This window comes from Streptomyces sp. MGP-BFMKR1 (genome assembly GCF_057766585.1).
Genome location: NZ_CM173408.1, coordinates 4,974,505 through 4,988,965 on the forward strand (window position 1 = coordinate 4,974,505; position 14,461 = coordinate 4,988,965).

At 73.1% G+C, this 14,461-nt stretch carries 12 protein-coding genes; 6 read left to right on the plus strand and 6 right to left on the minus strand.

The annotated features are described in order from the left end of the window. Nucleotides 1-220 precede the first annotated feature (220 nt). The 5 genes from AC3CHW_RS19530 to AC3CHW_RS19550 all read right to left on the minus strand — a co-directional run bounded on the left by AC3CHW_RS19530 (nucleotide 221) and on the right by AC3CHW_RS19550 (nucleotide 5,352). Nucleotides 221-508 (minus strand): DUF1416 domain-containing protein, encoded by a 288-nt coding sequence (locus AC3CHW_RS19530; protein WP_176162378.1) that lies wholly within the window; start codon nucleotides 506-508, stop codon nucleotides 221-223. A 93-nt stretch (nucleotides 509-601) separates the two neighbouring features. Continuing rightward, entirely contained in the window at nucleotides 602-1,441 is an 840-nt protein-coding gene (locus AC3CHW_RS19535) for a sulfurtransferase (protein ID WP_387600859.1), read from the minus strand. A 605-nt stretch (nucleotides 1,442-2,046) separates the two neighbouring features. After that, a complete protein-coding gene (locus tag AC3CHW_RS19540) occupies nucleotides 2,047-2,925 on the minus strand; it encodes an LmeA family phospholipid-binding protein (protein WP_488467300.1) in 879 nt (292 codons plus the stop codon). A 218-nt stretch (nucleotides 2,926-3,143) separates the two neighbouring features. Beyond that, nucleotides 3,144-5,057, minus strand: a complete 1,914-nt coding sequence (locus tag AC3CHW_RS19545) for a hypothetical protein (RefSeq protein WP_488467301.1) — start codon at nucleotides 5,055-5,057, stop codon at nucleotides 3,144-3,146. A gap of 10 nt (nucleotides 5,058-5,067) precedes the next feature. Then, nucleotides 5,068-5,352, minus strand: coding sequence for a MoaD/ThiS family protein (locus AC3CHW_RS19550; RefSeq protein WP_176162374.1), 285 nt, complete (start codon nucleotides 5,350-5,352; stop codon nucleotides 5,068-5,070). A 295-nt stretch (nucleotides 5,353-5,647) separates the two neighbouring features. Here AC3CHW_RS19550 and AC3CHW_RS19555 point away from each other — a divergent pair, with 295 nt between their 5' ends. From AC3CHW_RS19555 to AC3CHW_RS19580, 6 genes are all read left to right on the plus strand, one after another. Then, the gene (locus AC3CHW_RS19555; protein WP_488467302.1) at nucleotides 5,648-7,390 is read left to right on the plus strand and encodes an ABC transporter ATP-binding protein; all 1,743 of its coding nucleotides are present in this window, start codon (nucleotides 5,648-5,650) and stop codon (nucleotides 7,388-7,390) included. Between the two features lie 182 nt (nucleotides 7,391-7,572). Continuing rightward, nucleotides 7,573-9,609, plus strand: a complete 2,037-nt coding sequence (locus AC3CHW_RS19560) for an ABC transporter ATP-binding protein (protein WP_488471109.1) — start codon at nucleotides 7,573-7,575, stop codon at nucleotides 9,607-9,609. A 125-nt stretch (nucleotides 9,610-9,734) separates the two neighbouring features. Continuing rightward, nucleotides 9,735-10,127: a MerR family transcriptional regulator gene (locus AC3CHW_RS19565; protein WP_488467303.1), complete on the plus strand. Its 393-nt coding sequence runs from the start codon at nucleotides 9,735-9,737 to the stop codon at nucleotides 10,125-10,127. 80 nt (nucleotides 10,128-10,207) lie between these two features. Beyond that, entirely contained in the window at nucleotides 10,208-10,540 is a 333-nt protein-coding gene (gene trxA, locus AC3CHW_RS19570) for a thioredoxin (RefSeq protein WP_488467304.1), read from the plus strand. A 693-nt stretch (nucleotides 10,541-11,233) separates the two neighbouring features. Beyond that, a complete protein-coding gene (locus AC3CHW_RS19575; protein WP_398607662.1) occupies nucleotides 11,234-12,088 on the plus strand; it encodes a winged helix-turn-helix transcriptional regulator in 855 nt (284 codons plus the stop codon). 24 nt (nucleotides 12,089-12,112) lie between these two features. Then, a complete protein-coding gene (locus tag AC3CHW_RS19580) occupies nucleotides 12,113-13,135 on the plus strand; it encodes a LacI family DNA-binding transcriptional regulator (protein ID WP_488467305.1) in 1,023 nt (340 codons plus the stop codon). A gap of 98 nt (nucleotides 13,136-13,233) precedes the next feature. Here AC3CHW_RS19580 and AC3CHW_RS19585 read toward each other — a convergent pair whose 3' ends face one another. After that, entirely contained in the window at nucleotides 13,234-14,406 is a 1,173-nt protein-coding gene (locus AC3CHW_RS19585; RefSeq protein WP_488467306.1) for a methyltransferase domain-containing protein, read from the minus strand. Nucleotides 14,407-14,461 lie beyond the last annotated feature (55 nt).

The window sequence follows — 14,461 nt, forward strand, 5'->3', positions numbered from 1 at the left end:
CCGCCCCGCACCGGCCCTGCCCGTCGCGCTGCCCGCCCCCGTGCGGGCAGCGCGATGCCCCGGCGGCGCCACCGAAGGCGCGCCGAAGTCCCGACCCGTACCCAGAGCCTCGACGCGCGCACGCGCGGCCCCGGTGCGCGCACGCGCGGAGGGCCGCTCCCCAGTACAAGGCGTCCAACCCCTGGGGTGCGGCCCTCCGGCCACGCTGGCGCGTCACGCGTCAGACGGTGATGGCGACCTCCGCCAGGCCGCCCCGCTGGGCGACGACGGTACGGTCGGCGGTCGCGCCGGGCACCAGGGCGCGCAGCGTCCAGGTGCCTTCGGCGGCGTAGAAGCGGAACTGTCCGGTGGCCGAGGTGGGCACCTCCGCGGTGAACTCGCCGGTGCTGTCCAGCAGGCGCACGTAACCGGTGACGGGCTGGCCGTCGCGGGTCACGCTGCCCTGGATGGTGGTCTCACCGGGCTTGATGGTCGCCGCGTCGGGGCCGCCGGCCTGGGCTCCACACATGAGTGTCTGTCCTTACGTCGGGGAGGGAGAAGGTCGCGAGGGACCGGAGGAGGGGAGGGCTGGGCGGGGCCAGGGGCCCGGGAGCCCGGGGGCTCAGGAGCCCGAGCCGACCTCGATCGGCACGCCGACCAGCGAGCCGTACTCGGTCCAGGAGCCGTCGTAGTTCTTCACGTTGCTCTGGCCGAGCAGCTCGTGCAGGACGAACCAGGTGTGGGCGGAGCGCTCACCGATGCGGCAGTAGGCGATGGTGTCCTTGGCCAGGTCCACGCCCTCGCCCTCGTAGAGCGCCTTCAGCTCGTCGTCCGACTTGAACGTGCCGTCGTCGTTCGCGGCCTTGGACCACGGGATGTTGCGGGCGCTGGGCACGTGGCCGGGGCGCTGCGACTGCTCCTGCGGGAGGTGGGCCGGGGCGAGCAGCTTGCCGGAGAACTCGTCGGGGGAGCGCACGTCGACCAGGTTGAGCGAGCCGATGGCGGCCACGACGTCGTCGCGGAAGGCGCGGATCGAGCTGTCCTGCGGCTTGGCCTTGTACTCCGTGGCCGGGCGGGTGGGGACCTCGGCGACCAGGTCGCGCGAGTCCAGCTCCCACTTCTTGCGGCCACCGTCGAGCAGCTTGACGTCCTGGTGCCCGTACAGCTTGAAGTACCAGTAGGCGTACGACGCGAACCAGTTGTTGTTACCGCCGTAGAGGACGACGGTGTCGTCGTTGGCGATGCCCTTCTCGGAGAGCAGCTTCTCGAAGCCGGCCTGGTCCACGAAGTCGCGGCGCACCGGGTCCTGGAGGTCCTTCTTCCAGTCGATCCGGATGGCGTTCTTGATGTGGTTCTTGTCGTAGGCCGACGTGTCCTCGTCGACCTCGACGATGACCGTCTTCGGGTCATCGATACGGGCCTGGACCCACTCGGCGTCCACCAGGACGTCGCTGCGGCTCATGCTGTTCTCCTCCGGGGCAGATACGGATGGTGCACGGTGACGCGGATTGGCGTACCGGCAGGCGGCGACGGGGATGCGCGCGGCGCTGCACGGGGGCGATACGAAGCCGGGCCCAGCTTGCGGGGAAAGTGGGGCGAACCCGCGGGATGTGCGCGGTACGAGCCCGGCAAACCAGGGAAAAGCGGCCTCGGTCAGACAGGGCGACAGAGCATGGCGGCGACGCGGCACAGGTCTACTGCCCGCCGCTTCGTGAGATCCGCCTGTCGCTTCATGCGTTCGATCGTAAGGACGGGGGGCGGGCGTGTCACCGGTGTGTCGTATGGTGAGACGAATATGTCTGCGATGCGGGACGGTTGACGGGTCCGCCGGGCCCGGAGCCCGGGACGGGGCGGGCTTTTCGCGAACGCCATCTGCACTGCGGACTCGGCTGTCTCAGTGCGTGGACGGGCCCGAACGGCCGGTGCCGGGCCGCGCCCGAAGACGATCGGCCCGGCACCCGGTCAGCCCGCCGGCGCGTCACCGCGCCGGCACGTCATCCCGCCAGTGCGGCAGCCCATCGGCGCGGCCGGCGCGGCATCCCGTCAGCGCGGCATCTCGTCAGGGCGTCAGCCCGTCAGCTCGACCGCGTGGCCCTCGGCCTCGATGTCCACGCCCTCGGGGGTGGTCTCGATCGCCTTGAGCCCCAGGCCGGCCGGCAGGCCGTCCACCTTGCGGTCGATGTCGGTCCGCTCGCGGACCTTGTCCTCCCAGCCCGGCACCGCGCCGGCGGGGATCTTGTCGGCGCGCAGCCGGATCGTGTCGCCGTTGACCACGCTCACCGTCCCGTACGCGCTGATCTTGAAGCCGAGCAGTCCGCCGCTGATCTTCACCCGGCTCTTGCCGGTGTCGTCCTTGCCGGCGTAGCCCACGGTGATGCCGGGGCCGGCGGCCTTGGAGAGGTCCGCGTAGCTGACGTGGGCCCGGCCGACGGCGTGGTCGGCGACGGCGGAGGAGAAGTTGTCGGACACCTTGACGTCGCGCATGGTGGCCTTCATCTCGGTGATGCGGATGGCCCGGCCGTTCTCCTCGCTGGTCAGCCCGTCGAAGGTCACCTCGATCTCGTCGAACTTCTTACTGACCACCTGGGTGAGGAAAGGGAAGCCCTTGATCGACACCTCGGGGGTGCCGGTCAGGTTCTCCTTGCTCTTGATCTTCTTGGCCGCCTCGGACTCCACGACGTTGACCGCGATCCGGTCGGCGGCGACGAACAGCCCGCCCAGGATCACCAGGAGGATCAGCAGAACCCGCAGGCCGCGCCCGCGTCGGCGGCGGCGGGGCGGCGGGGCCGCGCGGTCGTCGTAGTCGTCGTCACCGCCGTGGCCGCCCGCGGGCTGCCCGGGTCCGTAGGCGTCGTATCCGCCGCCATAGCCACCGGCTCCCTGGTGGTACGGCGCGCCGCCCGGGCCGCCCCTGCTCGCTGCGTCCGTATGCGCCGCGTCCGACATGCTTCGCCCCCCAGGGTCTCGGTCAGGTCTGTGCTTGAGGCTGTGAGCCTAGCCGCACGCGTCCGAAATCGGCCGAACGTTCGCTCGTATCCGAGGGCCGTTCTGTCGAAGTTCGGCCGGTTTCCGCACCCGTCGCGCGGCCTTCGCCCGCCCGACGCCCCGGATCCCCCCGGGGCCGCCGGTCCACACTCCCGGCCGGCCCCCGGGGGGCGTGCGGGTCAGCCGAGGGTCCGGCCGAGCAGGTAGACCGCCGGGGCCGCGGCCGTGAGCGGCAGCGCGACGCCGGCCGTGAGGTGCACGAACCGCGACGGGTAGTCGTAGCTGGCCACCCGCAGTCCGATCAGCGCGCACGCCCCGGCGGCCAGCCCGAGGGCCGCGCCGGACGTGCCGAAGTCGGTGGCGCGCCCGACGGCGAAGCCGGCGCCGCCCGACGCGGCCAGCGCCAGGAGCACGGAGACGGCGCCCGGCAGCGGCAGCGCGCGGGCGAGTGCGGCGATGCCCACGCCGGCCGCGCCGATCACGACCGGGTCCGCGTCGGTGGCCAGGTACCCGGCCGCGACCACGGCGAGCGCCGCCGAGGTCGCGGTGGCGGTCAGCCCGTACAGCCGCTCGTCGGGCGGGCTGAGGTTGCGCAACTGGAGCACGATCACCAGCAGCAGCCAGCAGCCGAGGGTGCCGATGAGCACGGTGGGCGCCTGGTCCCGGTCGGTGGCCAGCAGCCCGATGTCGGCCGCGACGCCGCCGAGGAAGGCGAGCGCGATGCCCTGCCGCGCGGGCCACATGCCGTTCAGCCGGAACCAGCCCGCCGCCGTGACCGCCTGCAACAGCACCACGGCCACCGCGAGCGCCGGCTCCGCCACCGGCGCGGCCACCGCGAGCAGCCCGGCCAGCACGGCGGTCAGCAGCGCGGGCTGGAGCCCGGGCCCGAGAATCTGCGGCCGGCCCTCGGCCCGCGCCTTCTCCGCCGCGGTCATCGGCGCGGCGGCGGGCGGATCGGCCGACGCTTCGGTCGACGCACCGGCCGGCGCTTCGGTCGCCGTGTCGCCGCCGCCCGGGGCACCGCCGTCGCGACCGCCGCCGCCGTGCGGGTCCGCAGCGGGGGCCGCGTGCTGCGGAGCGCCCTCGTACGGGGCGTACGCGGCGGGGGCCTGGTGCCCTTGGTGGTTCTGGTGTCCTTGCTGACCCGGGTATCCCTGGTGGTCTTGGTGCCCCTGCTGGCCCTGGTGCGCCTGCTGGTCCTGGTAGCCCTGGCCGTACGGCTGGCTCTGTGCGTACGGCTGGCTCTGCGCGTACGGCTGGCTCTGCGCGTACGGCTGGCTCTGGCCGTACGGGTCGGCGCCGTACCCGTGCGCCGGGGCGCCCGCCCCGGGCGCGTAGGGCGCGTGCTGCGATGGGTGGGCCTGGTGGTGCGGCTGGTTCGGGTGGTGCGGCTGGTTCGGGTGGGCCTGGTGGATCGAAGCCGTTTCGCCGTAGCCCGGGTGGGGCTGTTGCCACGGCTGGCCGGCCGGTGCCTGCGCGGGGTCGCCGAACTCCCGTTGCCTGGGCGGGGGTTGGGGGCCGTTGGGCGCGGCGGGGGCCGGGTAGCCGCCGTTCGGCGGGTAGCCGCCGGGGGCGTTCTGGTGGTGCGTGGGGTGGGGCTGCCGCGGCGGGTAGGCGGTGGGCTCGTCGTCGTAGCTGGGCCAGACCGGCTCGTTCGGGTAGGCCGCGTAGCCGCCCTGGCCGGGGTCGCCCGCGCCCTGCGGGGCGCCGTAGCCGGCCTGGGACCCCGGCCCGTGACCGTAGCCGGGCTGCGTTCCGTATCCGGCCTGGGGCCCGTCACCGGCCTGCTGCCCGTGGCCGTGGTCGTGCCCGGGCTGCGCCGGGTAGCCCGCCTGCGCCCCGTACCCGGCCTGCGCGTCGTGTCCGCCGTAGCCCGGGTGCTCCAGGTAGCCGGGCTGTGCCCCGTAGCCGGGCTGCTGGGCGTACGGGTCGGGGGCGGGGGCCGCCGGGTGCCGCTGGTCCGCGTGGTCGGCGGGCGCCGGGTCGTAGGGCGGGTACGGCTGCTGCGGGGCGTGCGGCGGGTAGCCCTCGTGCGGCGGCGGGTAGCCGGCGCCCTCGTACGGCTGCTGGGGATCGTGTGGCTGGTCGCTCATGGCCTGGGGCTCACCCTCCCGCGAACGGGGGGAGCACCTCGACCGTGCCGCCGTCCGCCAGTTGGACCGCGTGGTGGTCGCGGGTGCCGACGGGGTCGCCGTCGATCAGGAACGAGCAGCGCAGCAGCACCCGGGCGAACTCCGGCTCCGCGCGGTGCCGGTCGCGGGCCGCGGCGAGCGCGTCGGCGAGCGTGTGCGCGGCGTACGGCTCCTCCGCGGTGCCGGCCGCCGCCTTGGCCGCCGCCCAGTACCGGATGGTCCCGGTCGGCGGGGCCACCGTGTCCGTTGCCGCCATGGGACTCCTCTTCTCGTCCGTGTCCTTCGCGGCGTGCTCGTCGTCGCCGCTCGCCCGCCCCCGCGCGGGCCGGGCCCGCCAGCGCGCCGGGCGCGTGCCGCCCTCCATCATGACGCCTCGCGCCCGACCCCTTCGCCGCCGCCCGCCCGCACCCGTCGCCCGCACCCGTCGTCCGCCCCGCCCCCCGCACGGCCCGTACGCTCCCGCGCCGCGAGGCCCGCCCCGCCACCTTCCACCTGGCCCCGGGCCGAAACTCAAGGGCAGGGCGCGTGGCCCTCCCCGTAGGGTGCGCGATGTGTTGGTCCGACTATTGCGGGCGTATCTGCGGCCCCATACGCGCCCGATCGCCGCGATCGTGGCGCTCCAGTTCATCCAGACCCTGGCCACCCTCTATCTGCCGACCCTGAACGCCGACATCATTGACAACGGTGTCGTCAAGGGCGACACGGACTACATCCTGCGCGTCGGCGGCGTCATGCTCGCCGTGACCCTGCTCCAGATGGTCTGCGCGATCGGCGCCGTCTACTTCAGCGCCCGCACCGCCATGGCGCTCGGCCGCGACGTACGCGCCGCCGTCTTCGACCGCGTGCAGTCCTTCTCCGCCCGTGAGCTGGGGCACTTCGGCGCGCCCTCGCTCATCACCCGGACCACCAACGACGTGCAGCAGGTGCAGACGCTGTGCCTGATGACGTTCACGCTCATGGTGACGGTGCCGATCATGTGCGTCGGCGGCATCGTGATGGCGCTCAACCAGGACGTGCCGCTCTCCGCGCTGCTGCTGGTCATCGTGCCGGTCCTGGGCGTGATCGTCACGCTGGTCGTACGCCGGATGCGGCTCGCCTTCCGGGGCGTGCAGAAGAGCGTGGACCGGGTGAACCGGGTGCTGCGCGAGCAGATCGCCGGTATCCGGGTCATCCGCGCCTTCGTCCGCGACGCGTACGAGCGCGAGCGGTTCGCCGGTGCCAACACCGAGCTGATGAACGTCTCGCTGCGCGCCGGCCGGCTGATGTCGTTGCTGTTCCCGCTGGTGCTGCTGGTCGTCAACGTCTCCAGCGTCGCCGTGGTCTGGTTCGGCGGCCAGCGCATCGACGACGGCGGCATGCAGATCGGCGCCCTGACGGCCTTCCTCTCCTACCTGATGCAGATCCTGACCGCCGTGATGATGGGCACCTTCATGCTCATGATGATCCCCCGGGCCGAGGTGTGCGCCGAGCGCATTCAGGAGGTGCTGGACACCGAGAGCAGCGTCGTACCCCCGGCGCACCCGGTCGACCCCGTCACCCCACTCGACCAGCGCGGCGAGCTGGAGCTGCGCGGCGTCGAGTTCCGCTACCCCGGCGCGGAGGAGCCGGTGCTGCGGGACATCTCGCTCACCGCCAGACCCGGCCGCACCACCGCCCTCATCGGCAGCACCGGCAGCGGCAAGTCCACGCTCATCGGCCTGGTCCCACGGCTGTTCGACGCGACCGGCGGCAGCGTGCTGATCGACGGGCAGGACGTCCGCGACCTCGACCCGGAACAGGCCGGCTCCCGGGTCGGGCTCGTACCGCAGAAGCCGTACCTGTTCAGCGGGACCGTCGCCTCCAACCTGCGGTACGGCAACCCGGACGCCACCGACGAGCAGTTGTGGCACGCCCTGGAGGTCGCGCAGGCCCGCGAGTTCGTCGCGGCGCTCGACGGGGGCCTGGACGCGCCCATCGCGCAGGGCGGCGGCAACGTCTCCGGCGGACAGCGGCAGCGGCTGGCCATCGCGCGGGCGCTGGTGGGCGCGCCACGGATCTACCTCTTCGACGACTCGTTCTCCGCGCTCGACTACGCCACCGACGCCCGGCTGCGCGCCGCGCTCGCCCGCGAGGTCGCCGACGCGACGGTGATCATCGTCGCGCAGCGGGTGGCCACCATCCGGGACGCCGACCAGATCGTCGTCCTGGACGAGGGCCGGGTCGTCGGCACCGGAACCCACACCGAGCTGATGGCCTCGAACGAGACCTACCGGGAGATCGTCCTCTCCCAGCTCACCGAGCAGGAGGCGGCATGAGCCCCACCGAGTCCGACCCGGAGGCGCCAAAGCCGCCGACCGCCGCCGCCCTGTCGAAGGACACCAGGGACACCAGGGACACCAAGGGCACCAAGGGCACCAGGGACGCCAGCGGCCAGGGAACCCCCAAGGCCAAGGCCGCGCCGCGCGGGCCGGGGCCCGGCGTCGGGGTCGCGCGGTTCATGGGCGGCCAGCCCACCGAGCGCACCATGGACTTCGCGGGGTCGAGCCGCCGGTTGCTCGCCATGCTGCGGCCCGAGAAGCCGAGCATCGTCGCGGTCGTGTCGCTGGCCGTGGTGAGCATCGCCATGTACGTCATCGGCCCCAAGCTCCTCGGCCACGCCACCGACCTGATCTTCGCCGGCGTCGTCGGCCGGCAGCTCCAGGAGGGGCAGACCAAGGCGGAGGCCGTTCAGCGGCTGCGCGAGGGCGGCGACGGGACGGTGGCCGACGTGGTCGCCGCGATGGACGTCGTCCCGGGCCAGGGCATCGACTTCGACGCGGTCGGGGTGACGTTGCTGTGGGTGCTGGCGATCTACGTGGTGGCCGGCATCGGCGCCTTCGCGCAGGCCAGGATCGCCACGTACGTCGTGCAGCGCACGGTCTTCCGACTGCGTACCGAGGTCGAGGAGAAGCTGGCCCGGCTGCCGCTGAGCTACTTCGACCGGCAGCCGCGCGGCGAGGTGCTCAGCCGCGCCACCAACGACATCGACAACGTCGGGCAGACCCTCCAGCAGACATCCAGCCAGATCATCGCCTCGCTGCTGACCATCGTGGGCGTGCTGGCGATGATGTTCTGGATATCCCCGCTGCTCGCGCTCGTGGCCCTGGTCACGGTGCCGGTCTCGGTGGTCGTCGCGACCCGGATCGGCAAGCGCGCGCAGCCGGAGTTCGTGGCCCAGTGGAAGACCACCGGCACCCTCAACGCGCACGTGGAGGAGATGTACACCGGCCACGACCTGGTCAAGGTCTTCGGCCGGCAGCGGGAGTCGGCGGAGGTCTTCCGCGCGGAGAACGAGCGGCTGTACGCGTCCAGCTTCCGGGCCCAGTTCATCTCGGGGATCATCCAGCCCGCGATGATGTTCATCGGCAACCTGAACTACGTGCTCGTCGCCGTCGTCGGCGGGCTCCGGGTGGCCAGCGGCTCGCTGTCGATCGGTGACGTGCAGGCGTTCGTGCAGTACTCGCGGCAGTTCAGCCAGCCGCTCACGCAGGTGGCGAGCATGGCCAACCTGGTGCAGTCGGGCGTCGCCTCCGCCGAGCGGGTCTTCGAACTCCTCGACGCGGACGAGGAGCGCCCCGACGCCGCCCCCGTACGACCCGAGTCCGGGACTCCCGTACGACCGGAGGCCGAGCGAGCTGAGCCCGTACGACCGGAGGCGGGGGACCCCGTACGACCCGAGGCCGAGCGGGCGGAGCACTCCCGCCGCGCGGCCCGCCCGGTGCGCGGCGAGGTCGCCTTCGAGCGGGTCAGCTTCCGCTACGCGAGCGACACGCCACTGATCGAGGACCTGTCGCTGACGGTGCGGCCCGGCCAGACGGTCGCCATCGTCGGCCCGACCGGCGCCGGCAAGACCACCCTGGTCAACCTGTTGATGCGGTTCTACGAGGTCAGCGGCGGGCGGATCACCCTGGACGGGGTCGACATCTCCACCCTGCCGCGCGAGGAACTGCGCTCGCACATCGGCATGGTGCTCCAGGACACCTGGCTGTTCGGCGGCACCATCGCGGAGAACATCGCCTACGGCGCGCCCGAGGGCCTGCCCATGGACAAGGTCGTGGCGGCGGCCAGGGCCACCCACGTGGACCGCTTCGTCCGCACCCTGCCGGACGGCTACGACACGGTCATCGACGAGGAGGGCGGGGGCGTCAGCGTCGGCGAGAAGCAGCTCATCACCATCGCCCGCGCGTTCCTGGCCGAGCCGGCGATCCTGGTCCTGGACGAGGCGACCAGCTCCGTCGACACCCGGACCGAGGTGCTGATCCAACAGGCGATGGCGTCGCTGCGCACCGGCCGCACCAGCTTCGTCATCGCCCACCGTCTCTCCACCATCCGGGACGCGGACCTGATCCTGGTGATGGAGGCGGGCGCGATCGTGGAGCAGGGCACGCACGCGTCGCTGCTGGCGGCGCGGGGCGCGTACGCCCGGCTGTACGCGGCCCAGTTCGCCGGCGAGGAGTCCGCGTCCGCCGCACCACAGCCGGCCCTCGGCGGCTGACCGGCGGCCCGGCCGAGCACCCGCCCGGCCGGGCTCGTCGCACTCGACCATCGCCCGTGCCCCCCGCACTGGGCCGTCGCCCGGACCTTGCCTTGACGTCGGCGTCAACCTCTAGCGTCAGGGCCATGCGCATCGGCGAACTCGCGGAGCGGGCGGGCGTAAGCACCCGGACGCTGCGCTACTACGAGACCCGCGGGCTGCTGCCCGCCCGGCGCGGCGGCAACGGCCACCGCGTGTACGGCGACGACGACCTGCGGCTGGTGCGGCAGATCCGCACGCTGCAGGACTTCGGGTTCGGCCTGGAGGAGACCAGGCCCTTCGTGGAGTGCCTGCGCGCCGGGCACCCGGCCGGCGACGCGTGTCCCGCCTCGCTCGCGGTCTACCGGCGCAAGCTCGCCGAACTCGACGGGATCGTGGCCCAGTTGCGGTCGGTGCGCGAGCAGGTCGCCGCGCAGTTGTCGCAGGCCGAGGCCCTGCTGTCGGACGGCCCCGCGCCACGGTGCGAACTCATGGGCTGACGGGCTGACGGGACCAGGGGACGCGGGAACGCGGCAACGTGGAAACGCGGGAACGCGAAAACGACGAGAGGGAGACGGCGATGATCAAGGCCGAGGGTGTGGACGAGGTGACGGACGCGACCTTCGCGGACGAGGTGCTGACGGCGACGCTGCCGGTCCTGGTGGAGTTCACCGCCGACTGGTGCCCGCCGTGCCGGCAGATCGCGCCGGTGCTGAGCGCGGTCGCGGCCGAGGAGGCCGGCCGGATCAGGGTCGTCCAGCTCGACGTGGACACCAGCCCGACGACCACCGCCGCGTACGGGGTGCTGGCGATGCCCACGCTGATGCTCTTCCGGGACGGTGAGCCCGTGGCGTCGATGGTGGGCGCCCGCCCCAAGCGGCGGCTGCTCCGGGAGCTGGCCGACGCGCTGTGAGGCGGCGACGGCGCCGAGCCCCGTGCGCTCGCCTTTAACCCACCCGTACGGACGATGGCAAGACCCGCGTTCCAGAAAAGTGCGCGCACGCAACGATGCGCCCCTCGCGCCTCAGCTCGTCGCGGCGGCTGATTTTCCCTCCCGGCCCGCACGCCCCGTACGGCCCACGCCGCGCTGCGTAGCCGGGCCGGGCGGGACCCGGTCCCCGTACCGCTCGGCCGGGCCCGCCCTGCTCGCGGGCGCCGGGCGCCACGGCACCCGGCGTACGCGGCGGGCCCGGTGGCGGGGCGGATTCGGGGCGTGGCCAGGGCGGGTGCGTCTTGCCCGTGAATCCCCGGAAATGTCCCCCGCGCGGCCCGTCGCTGGGCGTTTGCGTGGGCCGTCGCGTGACCGAGGGAACAACGGAAGGTGCACATTCGGCCGCGGGCCTGGCCGGCGATTGGGCTATCCTGCTGGGCAGAGGACCTGGGCAAAGCAGCCCCCAGGTCCTTTTGTGCTTTCAGCCACGCACCCCCGGCTGATCGCCACCGTACGAAGCAAGGCCGCGAAATCCCCCAGGCCGCTCCTGGGTGGTGCCCCACGCAGGGACCGAGGAGGAACCGACGTCATGGGCAAGGCAAGCGAGCACGAGCACAACGGCACGGGCAGGGCGTGCAGGGTGACGACCAGCGGCAGCGGGGCAGGTGGTCGCGGATGAGCTCACTGCTTCTGCTGACCAACGCGCTCCAACCCTCAACGGAGGTGCTCCCCGCCCTCGGCCTGCTGCTGCACGGCGTACGGGTCGCGCCGGCCGAGGGACCGGCCCTGGTGGACACCCCGGGCGCCGACGTGATCCTCATCGACGGCCGCCGTGACCTGCCCCACGTACGCAGCCTGTGTCAGCTCCTGCGCTCCACCGGCCCCGGCTGTCCGCTGCTGCTCGTGGTCACCGAGGGCGGGCTGGCCGCCGTCACCGCCGACTGGGGCGTGGACGACGTGCTGCTCGACACGGCGGGCCCGGCGGAGGTCGAGGCGCGGCTGCGGCTCGCGATGGGCCGCCAGCAGATCGTGAGCGACGACAGCCCGATGGAGATCCGCAACGGTGACCTGTCGGTGGACGAGGCGACGTACAGCGCCAAGCTCAAGGGCCGGGTCCTGGACCTGACCTTCAAGGAGTTCGAGCTGCTCAAGTACCTGGCCCAGCACCCGGGCCGGGTCTTCACGCGGGCCCAGTTGCTCCAGGAGGTGTGGGGCTACGACTACTTCGGCGGTACCCGGACCGTGGACGTGCACGTGCGGCGGCTGCGCGCCAAGCTCGGCCCCGAGCACGAGTCGCTGATCGGCACCGTACGCAACGTGGGCTACCGCTTCGTCGTACCGGAGAAGGTCGAGCGCGCCGCAGAACGCGCCGCGGAGAGCACGAAGGCGGCGACCCCGGGCGAGGGCGGTACGGATGGTGCCGGCGGTGCCCACGGTGCGAAGGGGACAAACCCCCGCGACGCGGTCGATGGTCGCTCTCGCGCGGCCGACGGAGCGAAAGCAGGGGTCGCACGCCGGGTAAACGGCTAGGGGGACCCGCGTAGACTTCCGCGCGTGGCCAAGGTGACGCGGGATGATGTAGCACGGCTTGCGGGGACGTCGACCGCGGTCGTCAGCTATGTCATCAACAACGGACCAAGGCCGGTCGCCCCGGCCACGCGCGAGCGGGTACTCGCAGCGATCAAGGAGCTGGGCTACCGGCCGGACCGCGTCGCGCAGGCGATGGCGTCCCGCCGTACCGACCTCATAGGGCTCATCGTGCCCGACGCCCGGCAGCCGTTCTTCGGCGAGATGGCGCACGCCGTCGAACAGGCCGCCGCCGAGCGCGGCAAGATGGTCCTGGTCGGCAACTCCGACTACCTGGACGAGCGCGAGGTGCACTACCTGCGCGCCTTCCTCGGGATGCGGGTCTCCGGGCTGATCCTCATCAGCCAGGGCCTGAGCGAGAACGCGGCGGCCGAGATCGAGGCGTGGGACGCGCGCGTGGTGCTGATGCACGAGCGGCCCGAGGCCATCGACGACGTGGCCGTCGTCCTGGACGACGTGGGCGGCGCCCAACTCGCCGTGCGCCACCTCCTTGAGCACGGCCACCCGTACGTGGCCTGCATAGGCGGTACGGAGGAGACCCCGTCGGTCGGCGACCCGGTCACCGACCACATCGAGGGGTGGCGGCGCGCGATGCTGGAGGCCGGCCGCTCCACCGAGGGCCGCCTCTTCCAGGCCCCCTACAACCGCTACGACGCGTACGAGGTGGCGCTCGACCTGCTGGCCGGCCCGAACCGGCCGCCCGCGGTGTTCTGCTCCACCGACGACCAGGCCATCGGCGTCCTGCGGGCCGCCCGCGAACTGCGCATCGACGTCCCCGGCGAGCTGGCCGTGGCCGGCTTCGACGACGTGAAGGAGGCCGGCCTCACCGACCCGCCGCTGACCACGGTCGGCTCCGACCGCCCCGCGATGGCCCGCGCGGCGGTCGACCTGGTCCTGGACGACAGCCTCCGGGTGGCGGGCTCACGCCGCGAGCGGCTGAAGCAGTTCCCGTCGGCGCTGGTGGTGCGGCGCTCCTGCGGGTGCGGCTGAGCGGGCGCGGTCCGCGGGTAGCGGGTTCGGCGCCCGGCGGCGCCGAAGGGGCCTGGCGCTGTGGGGAGTGGTTGCCAGCCCCGGGCCGGTCTGTGGGGTCACAGGTCCCAGCGTCGCCCCGTGGGGATGTGCCAGACGCGGGTCGCCCCGTCGGGCTCGCGGGCGTAGCCGAACCGGTCCTGGCTCGGCCGCCCCTGCTCGTGCCACCACCGCCAGGCGGCCTCGACCGTACGCCACAGATCGCGCTCGCCGGCGTACGTGACGCTGCCGTCGTCGGTCAGCGGGGCGCGGACCCAGGTGCCGTCCGGGGTCTGGAGCTGGAGGGCGGTGTTCCCGTCGTCGTCGTGGTGGTGGACGAGTTCGGCCTCCGGCAGTTCGAGGGCGAGGAGCAGCCGGAAGGGGTAGTGGTTGCGCACGTCGGCCGCGACGACCGTGGTCGTGCGGGTGACGGTCTCGGCGGCGTACGGGGCGCGCGGCTGCGGCGCCGGGTAGGTGGTGGCGTGGTCGCGGGCGGCCATGAACCGGCCGCTGGTCTGCGTGAAGTGCCCGTACGCGCGCCCGGCGGCGTCGACGCTGACGCGTACGAGCCCGCCCTCGATGCCCAGGGCCACGTCGGCGACGATGACCGCGTCGGGGTTGCTCTGCTCGATCCACGCGGCCGGCAGGTGGCGGCGCACCGAGCAGGTGGCGATGGTGCGGTCGAACCGCCGGCCGGCGGGGTGCCCGGCCCGGCCGTCCCCCGCGACGAGGTCCGGCGCGAAGCCGAGGGTGAGCAGGCGTTCGCGGGCGGCACAGACGAGGTCGGGGTCGATGTCGACGGAGTGCACGAGGTGGTCGCCGAGGCGGGCGCAGAGCAGCGCCGCGTTGTAGCCGGTGCCGGTACCGACCTCCAGCACCCGCTGCCCGTCCTGGAGGTGGAGGTCCTCCAACATGCCGGCCATCAGGCTGGGTTGGGTGCTGGAGGAGGTGGGGACGCCGGTCCAGGCGCCGGTGTCGACCTGTTCGGCGGTGTTCGGGTCGAGCGCGGTGACGAGGGTGACGTCTCGGTAGATGTTGGCCAACTCGCCTGCGGCGATGGTGTGTTGCGCTCGCCAGGCCGTGATGCCTCGGGAGTCGGTCTCCCTCTCGTACCAGCGCGGTACGAACACGTGCCGGGGTACGTCCGCGAACGCCTCGGCCCAGCGCGCGGAGCGGATGGCCGCGTCCTTCTGTAGCCGCTCGACCAGGGCGGGCAGGTGGGGGCGGGCGGCGTCGAAGGGGGTGGGGCTCACGGGGGTGTCCTATCGCCGGGTGGGATGGGGCGCCCAGCCTGGGGCGCAAGGTTGC

Excerpts from the sequence above, each read along its gene's own strand:
- AC3CHW_RS19530 (WP_176162378.1), bottom strand. The coding sequence starts at position 508 with ATGTGTGGAGCCCAGGCCGGCGGCCCCGACGCGGCGACCATCAAGCCC.
- AC3CHW_RS19535 (WP_387600859.1), bottom strand. The coding sequence starts at position 1,441 with ATGAGCCGCAGCGACGTCCTGGTGGACGCCGAGTGGGTCCAGGCCCGT.
- AC3CHW_RS19540 (WP_488467300.1), bottom strand. The coding sequence starts at position 2,925 with ATGTCGGACGCGGCGCATACGGACGCAGCGAGCAGGGGCGGCCCGGGC.
- AC3CHW_RS19545 (WP_488467301.1), bottom strand. The coding sequence starts at position 5,057 with ATGAGCGACCAGCCACACGATCCCCAGCAGCCGTACGAGGGCGCCGGC.
- AC3CHW_RS19550 (WP_176162374.1), bottom strand. The coding sequence starts at position 5,352 with ATGGCGGCAACGGACACGGTGGCCCCGCCGACCGGGACCATCCGGTAC.
- AC3CHW_RS19560 (WP_488471109.1), top strand. The coding sequence starts at position 7,573 with ATGGGCGGCCAGCCCACCGAGCGCACCATGGACTTCGCGGGGTCGAGC.
- AC3CHW_RS19565 (WP_488467303.1), top strand. The coding sequence starts at position 9,735 with ATGCGCATCGGCGAACTCGCGGAGCGGGCGGGCGTAAGCACCCGGACG.
- trxA (WP_488467304.1), top strand. The coding sequence starts at position 10,208 with ATGATCAAGGCCGAGGGTGTGGACGAGGTGACGGACGCGACCTTCGCG.
- AC3CHW_RS19575 (WP_398607662.1), top strand. The coding sequence starts at position 11,234 with ATGAGCTCACTGCTTCTGCTGACCAACGCGCTCCAACCCTCAACGGAG.